Origin of the sequence: Staphylococcus sp. 191 (assembly GCF_011174885.1) — a bacterium.
GTDB lineage: Bacteria > Bacillota > Bacilli > Staphylococcales > Staphylococcaceae > Staphylococcus > Staphylococcus coagulans.
The window spans coordinates 54,842-71,367 of the sequence record NZ_PNRJ01000012.1 but is presented as its reverse complement, the minus strand read 5'-3'; the positions used below and the strand labels follow the sequence as shown (position 1 = coordinate 71,367).

Genomic DNA, 16,526 nt, shown 5'->3' with positions numbered 1-16,526 from the left:
ATTTTGTCTGTTTAAGCGGTTGGGACATCCATTAAAAAATATATCACTTTCGCATCATTTAATTAATGAACGTGGTCAGATGCGTGCTCATACAATAGGTTTAATTAAATAGTTAAGGAAATCTGCTTGTTATGGGCATTGGGCGTATTGTATTCAAATTAAAAGTTCGACAAGTTCGAACCTGATTCAAAAGCATGATAAAGTGAGGGAGTAAGAACCATATTATCAACTAATGACGTTCAACTGATACAAAATTGTGACAATTCAGCTAAACGTGTCACGACGGCATATAAATTCATTATAATATCCATTGAGGTGGGCATATGTTAAAAGAAGCACAAGCATTTATAAAACAAATGTATGAAGAATTAAATTTACCAATACAAGCGCGTGATCGCCGTTTAGAGGAAATTGCATTATCCATTAATGAGACAGGGACTTATACACATACTTCAGAAGAATTAACATATGGTGCCCGTGTGGCATGGCGTAACTCAAATCGTTGTATCGGTCGTCTTTTTTGGGAGAGTTTAATCGTTGAAGACGCGCGTCATATTAAAGATGAAGCATCATTTATAGATTCGATTTGCTCGCACATTTCTACAGCAACGAATCATGGCCGTATTAAACCTTATATTACAATTTATGCGCAATCTGACGTTGAAGGACCAAAAATATTTAATAATCAATTGATTCGTTATGCGGGCTACGAAGAAAAGGGAGACCCCTCTGAAAAAGAAATGACACAACTCGCCCAACATCTTGGATGGTCAGGTGAACATACAGATTTCGATGTATTACCTTTAATGTATCAATTACCGGGTCAAAAAATTAAATATTATGAATATCCTAGTGACTTAATCCTAGAGGTTCCTATTAGTCATGCGCAATTCCCTAAAGTTTCTGAGTTAGGTATAAAATGGTATGCGGTGCCGATTATTTCAAATATGGATCTAAAAATTGGCGGGATTACTTATCCAACTGCGCCATTTAATGGTTGGTATATGGTGAATGAAATTGCAGTTAGAAATTTCACAGACAGTTACCGTTATGACTTATTAGAAAAATTTGCTACAGCAATGGGATTTTCTAATTTACGAAACACTTCATTTAATAAAGATCGGGTGTTAGTTGAAATCAATGATGCTGTCTACCAATCTTTTAAAAATGCAGGCGTTTCTATGGTTGACCATTTAACTGCAGCTAAGCAATTTGAAAAATTTGAACAAGCCGAACAACAACAAGGACGAACTGTAACAGGAAAATGGTCATGGTTAGCACCCCCATTATCTCCAACTTTAACTTCAAATTATCATCATGGTTATCAAAATGAGATTAGAGTCCCTAACTTTTTTTATAAAAAATCGTCATCATCTGGGTGTCCATTTCACTAAATTCATGTACAATAAACTACAAATATCGGTAAGGGAATGATTGCATGACACTTTATTATTTAGGTCCTAAAGGGACATTTTCCTATTTAGCCGCACTCAAATTGATGGCTCAATCACAACAAGACGACTGTTTAGCTGAAAAAGATAATTTATATGAGGTCATGACTTCTCTACAAAAAGAAACAACGGCAACTGCCATTGTCCCAATAGAAAATTCGATAGAAGGAACAATCAATATCATTGCAGATATATTAACCGATTATCCCTTTGTCGTCGTGGATGAAATTTTGTTAGATATTGTGTTTGCTTTATATGGATTACCTGAGCAATCGCTTGCGGATATTACTAAAGTTTATTCGATTAGTCCAGCGATAAGTCAAACGCAAAAATTTATCCATGCGCATCAATTTGATTATGATTATACGCCGAGTACAGTCGCTTCACTGAAAGAAATCAATGCAACGACCGGGGCGATTGCGCCTATTGGAAGCGGAGAAATGTATGGTTATCATGCCCTTCAAACGCATATCGAAGACTATCCACATAATATGACGCGCTTCCTTGTCCTCAAACATGCATCTGAAGTGGCGCACCAGTCAGGTAAAGATTGGTTACTTGTCATTACACCCACTGAAGACAAACCAGGACTTCTTGCAAATATTTTAAATACTTTTGCGATGTTCCAGGTCAACTTAAAATGGGTAGAATCTCGACCTTTAAAAACTAAGCTCGGTATGTATCGCTTTTTTGTACAAGCCGAGTGTCCTAATGATGAAGTTGTCAATAAAATCACAACTATCTTAAAAACACTCGACTTTGAACTGAAAAACTTGGGTCGGTTCAATTAATCTCTTTATTTTTTCCTTTTCATACCACATCAAATGACGTAATTGGATTTGCTTATAACTTCAGCATTTCCAATTCAAGTCATTCATTTTGCCATCATCTACTCTCTCTTTTACATCCTATGCTACATTCTATGCGCTCATTCTAGTTCATCCAAAATGAGTTGACTAACATCACGTTGATTGATATGAGATAACTGTCTATTTTCTACAATCGTTAATTCATTAATAGCAGTCATTTGATTCGCTTGCTTGTCACCCCAAAATTCATTTCCTATGATGTATACACTTTTGTGTGGTGCATCTTTATGACTTCTAATATGCAGTGCGTCTTTCTCAGAAATATTGAGGAATTGATTGTGCATGACATAAAACGCTTCTCCCCCTTGTTTTCCTTCAAAAGTACCCTCTAAAGTTTGCATATCTTGACCTTTATAGACACCTAAATACCGAATTCCCCCACTACAATTTAAAAATAAATTATTATGAATAAAGATATCTTTTCCTTTCAAAGGTGTGAGCGCATAATCTTGCGTTGAGTCAAAAATATTATTTTGGATAACAATGTTCTCATAAAAATAATTATAACGGCTTGCATGTGAACCAATTGCACGATTCCATGATTGCATTTGCCCCTCGAACGAATTTCCAAAATAACAATTCTCAATCACTACATTTTTAGTAATCGTGCCATCATTCACTCCAAATTTCGGAAAAGCACCTTCAACAAACATATCAAGTTGAATTGCTTCCGAGAACCAACGGTCACCATTCACATCATGAAAACCTAAAAAATTACAATCATGAATATGCACACCATCTAATCCGCAAGCGTCCACACCATGCCCACCTACAATATTTTTAAAAGTGATATGGCTTAATTCAATATCTTGTGCATGACCTATGCACATTGCTGTATTATTATAAGGATAGTACACACCATTCATATTGAAAGTGCCACCTTCTATCTTAATATGGCTATTACCATCATATTGATAGTACTTTTTTCGGCTCGAGCCATTTTTTAATAATGCGTCTCGACCTACCCTTAATAATTCCGCTTCTGCATCAAGTATTAAAGTTGTACCTTCATATATTTTTAAGGCTTTAGCGATATGGTATGTACCTTCAGGGATATAAACCGTCACATTCTTTTTTTTACCTATATTTAAAGCACGTTGAATGCCAATCGTATCGAGCAACTTATTTTTTCCTGTTGCACCAAAATCTAAAATGTTTAAAATCATTTTCGTGCCATCCTTTCTGAATTAAGTTATACTGTGAATAATGTTGTTTAACTTCTATATACCCTTTTTAGGAGGATGTTTAATGTCAAATAAAGCTTTAATTGTAGTGGATTATTCTTATGACTTTGTGGCTGATGATGGGAAACTGACTTGCGGTGAAGCGGGTCAAGCGATTGAACCTTTTATCGTAGAGCGCATTCAATCTTACCATCAATCAAAAGAGAACATTTTCTTTATGATGGATTTACATTATGAAAATGATCCTTATCATCCTGAAACAAAAAGTTTCCCACCACACAACATTGAGGGAACACATGGACGTGATCTTTATGGTCGTGTACAAGAAATATATAACCAAATTAAAGACGAATCACACGTCTATTTTATAGATAAACGACGTTACGATGCCTTTTATGGTACTCCGTTGGATAGCTTATTACGCGAACGCCATGTAGATACACTTGAAATTGTAGGGGTTTGTACAGATATCTGTGTTCTTCACACAGCAGCGAGCGCATATAATTTAAACTATCAACTAATTATACCTAAAAATGGTGTGGCATCATTTAATTTAACGGGCCATGAATGGGCTTTAACACATTTTAAAGATACTTTAGGCGCAGCGGTAGAATAATTACTGTTTGCCATGCTAAAATAGATATGAATATAGTAAATTAATAAGGAGATTGAATAATGACAACATATATTTTTGGTCATCAAAACCCAGATACTGATGCCATTTGTTCGGCAATCATCATGGCTGACTTTGAACAACAACACGGTAATAAAGAGGCCAAAGCCTTCCGTATTGGAGAGTTAGGACCTGAAACCCAATATGCGTTAGATTACTTTAATGTAGAAGTACCTGAATTGTTGACAGACGATTTAACAGGAAAAGACGTTATTTTAGTGGATCACAATGAATTCCAACAAAGTGCTAAAACAATCGAGAGAGCAAAAATCAATCACGTGATTGATCACCATAGAATTTCAAACTTCGAAACTGCTGGTCCATTATATTACCGCGCTGAACCTGTTGGCTGTACGGCGACGATTTTATACAAAATGTATAATGAGCGCAACTATGAAATCCGCCCTGAAATTGCAGGGTTAATGGTTTCTGCAATTGTATCAGATAGCCTATTATTCAAATCACCAACATGTACAGAACAAGATGTTAATGCTGCAAAAGCATTAGCAAAAATTGCAGATGTAAATTTAGAAGAATACGGCTTAAACATGTTAAAAGCAGGCGCTTCTACTACAAACAAAACAGAAGATAGCATATTAAACACAGATGCAAAATCATTCAGTATGGGTGAACATACCGTACGTATTGCACAAGTGAATACTGTCGATATCGATGAAGTTATCGTACGCCAAGAAGCACTTGAAAATGCAATGAATAAAGCAAGCGCAGAAAACGGTTATGATATCTTCGTTCTTGTTATTACAGATATTTTAAACAGCAATTCTAAAATTATTGTTGTTGGTGCAGAAAAAGATAAAGTCGGAGAGGCTTTCAACACTGCTCTCGACAACAATACGGCATTCTTACCTGGTGTCGTATCACGTAAGAAACAAATTGTTCCACCGATTACTGAAGCTTTATCATAAAGTTTAAAATCAAATGAATAGGATGTGGTTGCATGACAAATCAAATTAAAGCAGGACATCACAAGTTTTATATTGGTAAAAATGAAAACACACCGCAAGCTGAGATTACATTTAAGTATCTTGATGAAAATACAATCGATGTCAACAAAACTTTTGTAGATCCATCACTCCGTGGCGGTGGCGTTGCAAAAAAATTATTCAACGAAGTCATTCAAAAAGCCGAAGATGAAAACTTAAAAATTGTTCCATCTTGTAGTTATGTGGCGCGTCAATTTGAAAAAGATGAATCTCTTGCACCGCTTTTAGCTGAGTAAGGAGAACTTTGTTAAAAGTCTTCCTTGATGACTCATAAGGTGCGTGGTTGTATATTCTATCTAAATGATTTAGCCATTTATAAGTGTCCATATCATTTTTATGTTGTACACCAACACTTTATCTTTTTAACTTGGGGCCGAGAATACGAAATCTAAACGCGTAGTCAGATTTCTATTCTGGTCCCTTTCTTTGTATCCGATGTTATCATCAAATTGATACTCAAGTTATGCTGTGTCATTCTTATTTGATTGTATACATCTCATACAAACTTAAGTAGCATTCCCTCTTATTAATTAAATATCATTTGAAAGGAGTTATCTCATTGAACAGCTATCAAAACCAATTTGATGCGACGAAAGACTATTTTCGATCAGGCATCACCGTGCCCCTCAAATATCGTAAAAAAGCATTAAAACAATTATCAAAGCAAATTAAATTACATGAAGATGCCATACTAGAGGCTTTAAAGAAGGATCTAGGCAAAAATGAAGTAGAAGCTTACGCAACTGAAGTAGGCTATACATTGAATAGCATTAAACATACACGTAAGTCATTAAATAAATGGGCCAAAAAACAATCTGTCGACACTCCTTTATTTCTCTTTCCTACTAAAAGCTTTGTCATTAGTGAGCCTTTAGGTACCGTGTTGATTATTGGCCCTTTTAACTATCCGTTTCAATTAGTTTTTGAACCTTTAATTGGTGCAATCGCTGCTGGCAATACCGCTATCGTTAAACCGTCAGAACTCACACCTCATGTTGCTGAAGTCGTTGAAACCATTATCGCTAAAAGTTTTGAGCCAGAATACGTCAGCGTTGTTCAAGGTGGTGCAGATGCGATTCAAGCACTTTTACAATTACCTTTTGATCATATCTTTTTTACCGGTAGTGCAAAAGTTGGCCAAATTGTTTATGAAGCGGCCGCAAAACAGCTTATACCAGTGACATTAGAACTTGGTGGAAAATCCCCTACAATTATAGATAAATCCGCCAATTTAAAAGTAGCGAGCGAACGAATTTGTTTTGGTAAATTTATAAATGCAGGTCAAACTTGTGTAGCACCTGATTATGTGTTGATTGATGAAACAGTAAAAGCAGATTTTATTAAAGCTTTGACGACGACAATACGTGAGTTTTATGGACGCGCGCCCCGTGAGAGTGAAGATTTCGGGCGTATTGTAAACGGACGCCATTTTAATCGTTTAGCACAATTGATTCAAACCCATGAAGCTAAAATTATTTTAGGGGGTGAAACGGACGCGACCGACCGTTATATTGCACCGACTCTTATTGATAATGTAGTGTCTTCAGATGCCATTATGGCTGAAGAAATATTTGGTCCGATTTTACCAATTATGACTTATCAAAACCTTGATGAAGCCATTCAATATATTCAATCAAAACCTAAACCATTATCGTTATACTTATTTAGCGAAGACGAAAATACAACCAATCGAATACTTACTGAATTATCGTTTGGCGGCGGTGCCATTAACGATACTTTACTTCAATTAGCAAATCCAAATCTTCCTTTTGGTGGTGTGGGTGCATCAGGCATCGGACGCTATCATGGACGTTATTCATTTGAAACGTTTTCACATCAAAAACCTTATATTTTTAAAACAACAAAATTGGAGACCGGGTTATTGTTTCCACCTTATAAAGGTAAACTGGGCTACGTTAAAAAGTTATTTAAAAAGTAATATTCTATTTCAAACGCATTAATAAAAGCACATGAGAGAAAGTGACAACATCATTTTTGCCTTTCTCAACATGTGCTTTTTCTTTTTCTTATCATGCTTTTATTCGCTAATAGAGGTCAGTTTCGTTTAAAAATTTAACACAAACGCCTTCCTCTGCAACTTGTTGATCATCTTTTAATGTCAACAATCCCGTGTCTCGATTTCTTTCAAATACGACAATTTTAGAGTCTTCTTCTTGATGTGCCACAACGAGATATGCATCATCTGCAGTAATATTGAAATCTCTTGGAAATACACCGCCACTTGAGATAATATCAACCAACTCAAGTTTGCTACCCTCAGCTAATACTTTGAAAATAGCAAGACTATCGTGTCCACGATTACTAATATATAAGTAACGTTGATCATGTGAAAGATGTACTGCAGCTAATTTAGTCGGTTGCAAGAAATCTTCAGGAATTGTTAAATGACGTTCCAATTCAGTGAATCGACCGTCTTCATATTGCATCACAACAACCGTATTTGAAAGTTCATTAACTACATAGGCGTAACGCCCCGTTTGATGATAAGCAATATGTCTAGGGCCATCACCAGGTTCTAATTGTGTGCGATAAGCAACTTCCATGCCTTCGGAACCATAATGATATGCCACTAACAAATCCGAACCTAAATCAACAGCTACCACATATTGATGATCAGGCGTGACATCTAAATAGTGCACATGGGATTTTTCTTGACGCTCCACGTTTGGCCCGTGCGGATAATCATGACTGATTTCTCTAATTAAACGTTTAATAGTGTGGTTTTCAGCATCTAATTCATAAATACGTGCAACACCATCTCCATAAACAGCTTCAAAAGCATATTTTCCATCTGGTGATACCGCTACATAACAGCCAGAGCCTTTAAAAGATTCTAAACAAGTACTCTTTTTTTCTAAGCTCCCATCTTTACTAATCTTAAAAGAAGCTAGGCCAGCATTTTGATCGTCTTTCGTAATGGCGAGTAACATATCTTGATACTGCGTCAAATACGTCGAAGCATTTAATTCATATCCTGTTTCAACTTTGTCAATGTTACCTTGTTGATCATCTAACTCAAATCGATAAATGCCCTTTCCATTTTTCTTAGTATAAGAACCAATATATCCTTTTGTCATGTCGTACCCCTCTCAAATTTCTTAATGCTATTTTATCAAATTTTAATACGCTGTCCCATTACGAAGGTATAATTAGCAACTCTCCGTCTTCAGCTGTCCACACTTTCCCCATTGATGTGATGCCTTTCATACCTTCAAAATATTTAAACCCTAATGTTTGAACTAAATGATTTGAACATAAATTACTCATGCAATATGTACGTCGAGGATCAAAAAGAGGATTTCGATACAATCTTTTTAGCAATCGACAAAAACTAAGCGGTTTCGAAAAGACAAACCATACATCTGGCTCATTTTCAACAAAAGCACGCTCAAATTTTTTCATACTTTTACAATCTTCTTTCCACTCTACAACCCTGATTACAAACTCTGAACACCCCGTATGCATCAAATCCTTTTCTAATAAACGTTTAAATTGGTATGCATTTTCTCTTAATTGTCTATCGTCACTTACACCAATTGTGATATTGCTTGCCTCATAGTGTGTCTGGAAAACGGCCTGAATCATGTCAAGAAAACGTTGTTCTTGATAGCGCTCATTTAATAATTGTTGATTTAACAATGCTAATTGAAAGTTTGTCGCTTCATTAAGTTGATATGAAATTAATGCATTATGTGTTTGATACAAACTGATCACCTTTATAATAAAAATTTTCAAAGCCTTTATTCTTTCAGTGTCCTAAATGTCTGTATAAAAAAGAGGTAGGACCGAAATCTAAAATTTGATTTTGATTTCAAAGTCGCTACCTCCCGTAAAAGTTAATCCGGTAAACCAAAAATCACATTGGAGCAACGTATAAAGACGAGCTCAAAACAACTTAATGTGACCTTTATCGACACGCATTAAAATTGAATTGTTTAATTGTTATACTTTAGTTAACATTAGACTCAATATCGGATACAATCTCTTTTGTTTTATTTTCAATATCTTCAAAGTCTTTTTTGAAAACATATGCGAGTACAGCTGCACCCACACCGAAGACAACAGTCACTGTAGCTGTGAAAATAAATATAAACTTAAATAAGCCCTTAATAAAGTTCCACATAAATATTTCACCTCATCATCATTTATTTAATATCATCATAACATAAAATATTACAATCATTAACTTTATACCCTATTCTTGACTGTATTAATCAGAAATCAATTTAATTTTTATAAGTAATATGTTACATTAAGATTAACTTAATTGTGAAAGAGGTTTGTTAAATGCCATACATATCATTAATGAGTTCGTGGAAAAGCAATGATATCGAAAGTATAGAGAATATGGTAGATAATCGCGTATTAGCATACTATATTAATGAGCTAGGTGAGGCACAATCATTATCAAAGTCAACGCTCATTCACATGTTACGAAAACGCATGCAGCAAGTGATGGAGAAAAATGACCTCCAATGGAACTTTGAAATTATCCATCGCGCCCATGTGCGAGGTAGTCAATTAATTATTTTTTATGTTTATTCACTTGAAAATCCAGATTACAAAAAAACTTCGAAAACGATGGTCACTATGACTTTCGGGGACGGAACAGGAGAAAGACATCGCATCAAAACGGTTTATATTACGCCTAATGTAACAGACGTCAATCAATAAAATAAGAAATATCGCGTAATAGCATTAGATATTTTAAACACAAACTCGGACGATACATAATCTTTCGTCCGAGTTTTATATCATCCATTTATAGTTAGTCCTCAATGCAATCATCACCGTGTATAATTTTTGTAAAACCAATGTTTAATTTTAATATAGTAATTCCACATAAAACTCCCCCCTTAACCCTATTCACATACGGCTTAATCTGATGTTAAATTTATTATAGTAGCGTCATGAAGTGAATACCATTAAAGAATGATTACAACCATTTAACAAATTATGTTAGCAAGATTTCAGAAAGGACGATTTTTTATGCAAAGTGTCACATCGGACATCTTAACGTTTAGAGGGAACCATTACGATTATGGGATAATGACAGGTCAATGGCTTCAAACAACAGCGTTGTTAAAAAATAGAAATAAGGAGTGGAAGAAACGTGTGCCCCGCTTCGATATTGATATCGAAGAAACTTATCACATTTATCAACAATATGCACCTCGAATCTGGGAAGAAATTATGGGCATTCAAGATGTTTTGAAAATTCCTACACGACAAGCGATTTTAAATTTTGCACATTACCGCTTCACAACACTGCCTGATAGTGGTTGTTCTGTTTACATTGGATCAGACTATTTAGTGAGAAATTACGATTATCACCCTGCAACATACGATGCCAGATATCAATTATTTGAGCCTCATGATGGGGGTTATGCGCAAATTGGCCCCATGTCTCGAGTAACAGGTCGTATGGACGGAATGAACGAATGTGGCTTAGTTATGGCCTATAATTTTATGCATCGCAAAAAGCCAGCGAATGGATTTGTTTGTTATATGGTTGGCCGTCTTGTCTTAGAAAATTGCAAAAATGTAGAAGAAGCCGTAGCTTTTTTAAAAGAAATTCCTCACCGGAGTTCATTTAGTTATATCGTAAAGGATACAAGTGGCGCACATGCCATAGTTGAAGTTTCTCCTAGAAGTATAGAGGTTCGATATGATCAAACTTGCACCAATCACTTTAAATTATTGACGCATGAAAATCGCAACTACACAAAAGAATCTAAAGAACGATTAGGTCGCCTTGAAAATCAAATTTCGAAAGCGCATGAAGACCGCTTTGAAGTATTTAAGCGGTTTAATCAACCCCAATACGAAATATATAGTAAATTATTTAAAAGTTGGAGTGGCACAATTCATACTTCCATGTATGATCCACATCAATTACACGCTTGGATTACATTAGGGGAAAATCAAGACCCGATTAAAATTGATTTTGGGGCTTGGTTAAAAGGCCATAATCTAACGATTAATCAAATTGAAGGTAGCATTGATACAGAAATTCAATTTGCGACAGAATAAATAAAACGCGCCATAAAAATGACACAGTTGTCATCCATTTATGGCGCTTAATCTATTTTATCCATTAATCTACCGTAATATCCCCATGATTTGTGTAAAGTTCAACTTTATGCTCTCCTTTACCATTTTTACCATGCTTTAAATGTTGATTTTTAATATGCGCATGCCCATGTTCTGGGTTTAACGACAGCATCACATTATGAGGTGTATTTCGATAATTTAAATCTATATTCCCTTTTTGTGTTGATCCTTTAAAATCACATTCTGTTTCCATATCATTCATCACGATATTTCCTTGCTTAATTTTAAAAATACTTCTATGAAGCGCTGAATGATTAGCATTAATCTGACCATTATCAACGCTAATTTCACTTTGATTCAAATGACTATTATGAATGTTCACTAACGATTCACGACCAATGATTTTAGTATGTGAAAATTGACTATGATTAATCGTCACTTCACCAGTGCGCTCATTCCAAAATTTCGCATTCTGACTATCAATACCATCAGCTTGTATTTTAGCGAAGCCAGTCGAAACATTAAGCTCTTTCAATTGTGCTGAGGGAACAGTGATAGTAATGTAATTACCTTCTCTATTGAAAGGATTTAAATTAGGTTCCTTCCCTCTTGAATGCTTGATTTCTGCAATATTTAACGTTTTGTTCTGCTTCGAAACGCTCAAATCTTCTTTACCTTTATATGTGACATGAAATTGTTTGCCTTCAACAATTTTGACATCAGCTGATGCCATATTCACGATAAGTTGATTAATTTCGTTTTTGGCGTATGTTTTTTCCACAGTTTCAATGGATTGTTGCTTTTTTTCAAATCCAAACCATACAATTGTTCCTAAAATAAAAGAGACTAAAAAACAACTCAAACCAAATATAAATAATTTTTTCATGGCTACGATGTTCCTTTTTTAATAAAATTGACATTCCATTTCAAATATCTTATGAGTAAGTTTCGAATTGCAATGATGAATTTTATAATAATGACCAGGAACATAGCACCCAGTCCTAAATAAGCAAAGCTAAAAAGATAATTGCTTAATGAAAAGCTGTGTAACCCTGACCATATATTCATAATGAGTAAGAGTATTGGGGATAGCAACATTCCTAATGCAATAAAAGTGCCTAACAGTGTAATAATCATTACAAAAAACAAAGGCACCAGAATAAAAAATAAAGTGATGACACTCATCCCTATTGTCGCAAAAACAGCATGTGCAATGTGTGCAACATCAGGTTTGTTTTCCGCATTTTTGACGGCATATTTTGCATATTGCTGCTTTGCAATTTGCTTAGGTGTATCTAAATCTTTAACAATAGTACGATCAGTTTTCCCTTTACGTCCTTCTTGATAAAAATAATTCTCATACGTATTCATCACTTCATCAATTTTATCATCGGGTAAACGATGTAGTTGATATTCTAATTCATTCAAAAATGTGATTTTATCCATCGTCCTCCCCCTTTTTACTCTGATATTAAAAATTATAAGGACTCAAACTTTAAAATTAAATAGTTTGATTAGATTTGTATTGTAAATGTCATATTCTTAATTTGTCGTAATCTTTTTAATTTTCATCAAATTATTATACTGTTATAATGTAAGTCAAGGGAGGGGTTATTATGGCACATTTAAAAACGTATTACGCACAATCTAAACCTTTCGATCAGTATATTCAAGACATGTCTCAAAATCAGTCCGAACTCCAATCGATATATCATCAATTTGAATTACCTTCAAATGATAGTCGCATTGAGCAACTTAAAGAAAAAGGTTATCGTTACGTTCTTGTCATTACAGAAGATTGGTGCGGTGACGCTATGATGAACAATGCAATTTTAAAGCATATCGCTGAGGGCGCAGATTTAGAAGTGCGCGCCTTTTATCGAGATGATAATACAGACCTCATCGATCAATATTTAACCAATGGTAAATCACGTTCAATTCCAATTTATATTTTTATGAATGAAAATTTTGAACAAAAAGCGGTATGGGGCCCCCGCGCGCACACAGTTCAAAAATTTGTTGAGCAAGTCCGTTCAGAATATTTACCTGATAAAAATGATCCAAGTTTTGATGATAAACAAAAAGAAGTTCATCAAACGATTCATAATCGTTATGCGACAGATCCTTCATTTTGGAATGAAGTCTATGAATCTATCTTATCTCGACTCATTTAAATGTAATCGCGCACAAGTTCGGTATCATGATTGATTCAATGTAGTGAAGAGTAATAAAATTAACGCCTCGAATCGAGTATACGTTTAACCAAACTGTTCTCAATTCGAGGCTTTGTTTTTAAATTAAATCTTATCTTGAGTTTTAATGATTGTACCTTTATTAAACGATAAGACTCATGAGATAGACAAACCCTAAGCCACTCACAGAAATTATAGTTTCGACAAGTGACCATGTTAAAAATGTTTCTTTTACAGTCAGTCCAAAATATTCTTTAAACATCCAAAATCCTGCATCATTAACATGAGAACAAAAGATACTGCCAGCTCCAATTGCTAACACAACTAATGCTAAATTCACGTCTGTCGTTTGCAATAAGGGTAAGATGATGCCTGTTGTCGAAATTGCCGCAACTGTCGCTGAACCAAGTGCCAATCTCAATAGTGCTGCCACTAACCAAGCGAGTAAAATGGGGGATATGCGAACGCCCGTAAAAATATGCTCAACAGCGCCACCTACACCTCCATCAATTAAGATTTGCTTGAACGCACCACCAGCTCCAATGATGAGAAGCATCATGCCAATGGGATAAATCGCTTCTGTTAACGTATTCATGACCTGTTTTGTCGACTTACCACGCAAAATACCCATACTAAAGATTGCAAATATCACTGCAATTAACATGGCAGTACCTGCATTCCCTACGAAATATATGATTCTTTCTAAATGATTTTTCGGTCCTGACTCATGACCTGTCACTAACTGCCAAATGGTAGCAAATAACATCAAAAGAACTGGTAACAGCGCTGTAAATGTACTCAATGCAAAATTGGGCAATTTTTTATCTTCAAAGGTCTTGGTTGCACCGAGAGATGATATATCTCCTTCTCTTTCAAAAGCACTCCGCGATAGATAAGGTGCGATCTTTACGAATAGTGGTCCAGCAATTAAAGTGACTGGTATTGCAATGATAAAGCCATAAAGGAGCACTTCCCCAATAGATGCATTTAATTCTTTAGCGATAACGACTGGCCCGGGATGCGGAGGCAAAAAGCCATGTGTAACAGAAAGAGCTGTAACCATTGGTAATCCTATTTTTAATTGAGATACATTCATTCGTTTAGCAATGGTAAAAACTAACGGAATTAACAAAACGAGTCCGACTTCAAAAAATAAAGCAATACCAATCATAAAAGACGCAATCACCATCGCCCATTGCACATATTTCTTACCTAACTTTGCAATGAGGGTGTCAGCGATTTGTGTCGCCCCACCACCGTCCGCTAATAATTTACCTAACATTGCGCCTAAACCAAATATTAAAGCAATATGACCTAAAGTTCCTCCTATACCTGCTTCAATGGTTGTTACAATTTTATTGTATGGCATCCCCAATAAAATACCCGTCAACATAGCTGTAATAATAAGTGCAATAAAAGTGTTTAACTGGAATCGCATAATAAGTAATAATAAAACGATGATACCTATGAGAACGCTGATAAGTGGCCAAAATTCATGTAACATTTTGTTCCCTCCCTATTTATCTTTTAACTGATTTTGAAATTGAGATAAAGTTTGATAAGCATAATTCAAATCACGACTAATCTGTATAAAAGCGGATGCTAATTCTTGATAGAGATTGACATTCTTATCATGAGGGACATGTTGATGGGTAGAGCCCATCCATGTTTCGACGATGGTATAATCCTCAATATGATTGAGCGCTTTTAAGCCTAAAACACAAGCACCGAGACATGAACTCTCATAACTTTTAGGGATCTCTACTGTACAATCAAAAATATCAGCCATCATTTGTCTCCATAAATGGCTTTTTGAAAATCCACCTGTGGCCTTAATTTTCTGAGGTACGTCCTCCATGACTTCGACTAAAGCTAGAAATACTGTATAAAGATTAAACAAGACACCTTCCATAACAGCGCGTATCATATGTTCTTTTTTATGTGACAACGTTAAACCAATAAAAGAGCCACGCGCATTAGAATCCCACAACGGCGCACGCTCACCTGTCAGATAAGGATGAAAAAGTAAGCCATTTGAACCGGGCGGCACAGTTTGTGCAATACGGGACATGACGTCGTATGTATCAATTCCGAGTCGCTTTGCTGTTTCAATTTCACTGGCAAGTAGCTCGTCTCTTAACCATTTCAATACGACACCACCATTGTTAACGGGCCCTCCAATAACATAATGATGTTCATCAAGGACATAACAAAATATACGTCCCTTTTCATCTATGACAGGACGGTCAACTACCGTTCGTATTGCACCTGACGTACCAATCGTGATGGCAACTTCCCCTTTTTCAATACTATTGACACCTAAATTAGAAAGAACACCATCGCTCGCCCCGACAACAATCGGTATTTGAATTGAAAGACCGAGTCGTTGGATAGTAAAATTATTTTCTATAGCTAATACTTTGGTGGTTTCTACCAATCGCGGTAATTGGGAGAATGAGATATTTAGTAAATCTAATACCGATGCGTCCCAATCTCTATTTTTCAAATGATAGAGTCCTGTGGCTGAAGCAATGGATTCATCCATCACCCATTCTCCAGTTAATCTGAATAACACATATGACTTAATGTCTACAAAGAAACGTGCTCGATTAAAAAGATCCGGAGACTCTTTTTTTAACCACCACAGTTTAGAAAGTGGTGACATCGCATGAATTGGTGTGCCAGTACGTTTATAAATCTCATTTCCCTCATAATGCTTACGCAAGTCTTCAGCTGCAAAACGAGCACGATTATCTGCCCATGTCATACTGTTTGTCAAAGGTTGGTTATTTTCATCAATAAGTAAGAGACTGTGCATTTGTGCACTAAATGAGATAAATGCAACGTCTTCACTTGAAATTTCACTTTCGATTAAAACGGATTGTATCGTTTCAATAACTGCTTTAAAAATCACTTCAGGATCTTGTTCAGAAATATCTACTTCAGGTGTCAGTAATGGGTATTCGATTTGCTTTTTTAATTGTATATGTCCATTCGTACGATATAAAACCGCTTTTGTACTCGTCGTACCAATATCTATACCTATCATAAAATCTTTCATGTTTTCATTCTCCTTTC

General features: G+C 35.5%; 17 protein-coding genes. 9 read left to right on the top strand and 8 right to left on the bottom strand.

The annotated features are described in order from the left end of the window. Positions 1 to 323: 323 nt before the first annotated feature. Both C1H58_RS09000 and C1H58_RS08995 read left to right on the top strand, forming a co-directional pair. Entirely contained in the window at positions 324 to 1,394 is a 1,071-nt protein-coding gene (locus tag C1H58_RS09000; protein WP_060829666.1) for a nitric oxide synthase oxygenase, read from the top strand. Between the two features lie 44 nt (positions 1,395 to 1,438). Further along, on the top strand, positions 1,439 to 2,242 hold the full coding sequence (locus tag C1H58_RS08995) for a prephenate dehydratase (protein ID WP_165546005.1): 804 nt from the start codon (positions 1,439 to 1,441) through the stop codon (positions 2,240 to 2,242). Positions 2,243 to 2,379: 137 nt separating this feature from the next. Here the strand turns inward: C1H58_RS08995 and C1H58_RS08990 are convergent, their stop codons facing one another. Further along, positions 2,380 to 3,486 carry a glycosyl hydrolase family 28-related protein gene (locus C1H58_RS08990; RefSeq protein WP_165546004.1) on the bottom strand — a complete coding sequence of 369 codons (1,107 nt, stop codon included), beginning with the start codon at positions 3,484 to 3,486 and terminating at the stop codon, positions 2,380 to 2,382. A gap of 82 nt (positions 3,487 to 3,568) precedes the next feature. On the opposite strand from C1H58_RS08990, the gene C1H58_RS08985 reads away from it, so the two are divergent. From C1H58_RS08985 to C1H58_RS08970, 4 genes are all read left to right on the top strand, one after another. Further along, complete coding sequence (locus C1H58_RS08985; RefSeq protein ID WP_050330515.1) at positions 3,569 to 4,120, top strand: cysteine hydrolase family protein; 552 nt, start codon at positions 3,569 to 3,571, stop codon at positions 4,118 to 4,120. Positions 4,121 to 4,176: 56 nt separating this feature from the next. Beyond that, positions 4,177 to 5,103, top strand: coding sequence for a manganese-dependent inorganic pyrophosphatase (locus C1H58_RS08980; RefSeq protein ID WP_182280743.1), 927 nt, complete (start codon positions 4,177 to 4,179; stop codon positions 5,101 to 5,103). A gap of 32 nt (positions 5,104 to 5,135) precedes the next feature. Next, positions 5,136 to 5,417, top strand: coding sequence for a GNAT family N-acetyltransferase (locus tag C1H58_RS08975; protein WP_165546002.1), 282 nt, complete (start codon positions 5,136 to 5,138; stop codon positions 5,415 to 5,417). 323 nt (positions 5,418 to 5,740) lie between these two features. Beyond that, positions 5,741 to 7,120 carry an aldehyde dehydrogenase gene (locus C1H58_RS08970; protein WP_050330511.1) on the top strand — a complete coding sequence of 460 codons (1,380 nt, stop codon included), beginning with the start codon at positions 5,741 to 5,743 and terminating at the stop codon, positions 7,118 to 7,120. Positions 7,121 to 7,226: 106 nt separating this feature from the next. Here the strand turns inward: C1H58_RS08970 and pglS are convergent, their stop codons facing one another. From pglS to C1H58_RS08955, 3 genes are all read right to left on the bottom strand, one after another. After that, positions 7,227 to 8,279, bottom strand: coding sequence for a 6-phosphogluconolactonase (pglS, locus tag C1H58_RS08965; protein WP_165546001.1), 1,053 nt, complete (start codon positions 8,277 to 8,279; stop codon positions 7,227 to 7,229). A gap of 58 nt (positions 8,280 to 8,337) precedes the next feature. Further along, complete coding sequence (locus C1H58_RS08960) at positions 8,338 to 8,907, bottom strand: hypothetical protein (protein ID WP_165546000.1); 570 nt, start codon at positions 8,905 to 8,907, stop codon at positions 8,338 to 8,340. 244 nt (positions 8,908 to 9,151) lie between these two features. Then, positions 9,152 to 9,325 (bottom strand): hypothetical protein, encoded by a 174-nt coding sequence (locus tag C1H58_RS08955; RefSeq protein ID WP_016425549.1) that lies wholly within the window; start codon positions 9,323 to 9,325, stop codon positions 9,152 to 9,154. A gap of 164 nt (positions 9,326 to 9,489) precedes the next feature. Here C1H58_RS08955 and C1H58_RS08950 point away from each other — a divergent pair, with 164 nt between their 5' ends. Together C1H58_RS08950 and C1H58_RS08945 are read left to right on the top strand one after the other, a co-directional pair. Then, positions 9,490 to 9,876: a hypothetical protein gene (locus C1H58_RS08950; RefSeq protein WP_060829661.1), complete on the top strand. Its 387-nt coding sequence runs from the start codon at positions 9,490 to 9,492 to the stop codon at positions 9,874 to 9,876. Between the two features lie 315 nt (positions 9,877 to 10,191). Next, positions 10,192 to 11,235, top strand: a complete 1,044-nt coding sequence (locus C1H58_RS08945) for a C45 family autoproteolytic acyltransferase/hydrolase (RefSeq protein WP_165545999.1) — start codon at positions 10,192 to 10,194, stop codon at positions 11,233 to 11,235. Between the two features lie 64 nt (positions 11,236 to 11,299). On the opposite strand, the gene C1H58_RS08940 is transcribed toward C1H58_RS08945, so the two are convergent. Next, positions 11,300 to 12,142, bottom strand: coding sequence for a DUF4097 family beta strand repeat-containing protein (locus tag C1H58_RS08940; protein ID WP_165545998.1), 843 nt, complete (start codon positions 12,140 to 12,142; stop codon positions 11,300 to 11,302). Between the two features lie 2 nt (positions 12,143 to 12,144). Beyond that, positions 12,145 to 12,702: an HAAS signaling domain-containing protein gene (locus tag C1H58_RS08935; protein WP_165545997.1), complete on the bottom strand. Its 558-nt coding sequence runs from the start codon at positions 12,700 to 12,702 to the stop codon at positions 12,145 to 12,147. 170 nt (positions 12,703 to 12,872) lie between these two features. Here C1H58_RS08935 and C1H58_RS08930 point away from each other — a divergent pair, with 170 nt between their 5' ends. Next, a complete protein-coding gene (locus C1H58_RS08930; RefSeq protein ID WP_103356489.1) occupies positions 12,873 to 13,430 on the top strand; it encodes a thioredoxin family protein in 558 nt (185 codons plus the stop codon). Positions 13,431 to 13,590: 160 nt separating this feature from the next. Here C1H58_RS08930 and C1H58_RS08925 read toward each other — a convergent pair whose 3' ends face one another. Together C1H58_RS08925 and gntK are read right to left on the bottom strand one after the other, a co-directional pair. Then, the gene (locus C1H58_RS08925; RefSeq protein ID WP_165545996.1) at positions 13,591 to 14,952 is read right to left on the bottom strand and encodes a gluconate:H+ symporter; all 1,362 of its coding nucleotides are present in this window, start codon (positions 14,950 to 14,952) and stop codon (positions 13,591 to 13,593) included. 12 nt (positions 14,953 to 14,964) lie between these two features. Further along, on the bottom strand, positions 14,965 to 16,509 hold the full coding sequence (gene gntK, locus C1H58_RS08920) for a gluconokinase (RefSeq protein WP_165545995.1): 1,545 nt from the start codon (positions 16,507 to 16,509) through the stop codon (positions 14,965 to 14,967). Positions 16,510 to 16,526: the final 17 nt, after the last annotated feature.

Coding starts and splice junctions, on each gene's coding strand:
- C1H58_RS09000 (WP_060829666.1), top strand. CDS start 324: ATGTTAAAAGAAGCACAAGCATTTATAAAACAAATGTATGAAGAATTA.
- C1H58_RS08995 (WP_165546005.1), top strand. CDS start 1,439: ATGACACTTTATTATTTAGGTCCTAAAGGGACATTTTCCTATTTAGCC.
- C1H58_RS08990 (WP_165546004.1), bottom strand. CDS start 3,486: ATGATTTTAAACATTTTAGATTTTGGTGCAACAGGAAAAAATAAGTTG.
- C1H58_RS08985 (WP_050330515.1), top strand. CDS start 3,569: ATGTCAAATAAAGCTTTAATTGTAGTGGATTATTCTTATGACTTTGTG.
- C1H58_RS08975 (WP_165546002.1), top strand. CDS start 5,136: ATGACAAATCAAATTAAAGCAGGACATCACAAGTTTTATATTGGTAAA.
- pglS (WP_165546001.1), bottom strand. CDS start 8,279: ATGACAAAAGGATATATTGGTTCTTATACTAAGAAAAATGGAAAGGGC.
- C1H58_RS08955 (WP_016425549.1), bottom strand. CDS start 9,325: ATGTGGAACTTTATTAAGGGCTTATTTAAGTTTATATTTATTTTCACA.
- C1H58_RS08950 (WP_060829661.1), top strand. CDS start 9,490: ATGCCATACATATCATTAATGAGTTCGTGGAAAAGCAATGATATCGAA.
- C1H58_RS08945 (WP_165545999.1), top strand. CDS start 10,192: ATGCAAAGTGTCACATCGGACATCTTAACGTTTAGAGGGAACCATTAC.
- C1H58_RS08940 (WP_165545998.1), bottom strand. CDS start 12,142: ATGAAAAAATTATTTATATTTGGTTTGAGTTGTTTTTTAGTCTCTTTT.
- C1H58_RS08935 (WP_165545997.1), bottom strand. CDS start 12,702: ATGGATAAAATCACATTTTTGAATGAATTAGAATATCAACTACATCGT.
- C1H58_RS08930 (WP_103356489.1), top strand. CDS start 12,873: ATGGCACATTTAAAAACGTATTACGCACAATCTAAACCTTTCGATCAG.
- C1H58_RS08925 (WP_165545996.1), bottom strand. CDS start 14,952: ATGTTACATGAATTTTGGCCACTTATCAGCGTTCTCATAGGTATCATC.
- gntK (WP_165545995.1), bottom strand. CDS start 16,509: ATGAAAGATTTTATGATAGGTATAGATATTGGTACGACGAGTACAAAA.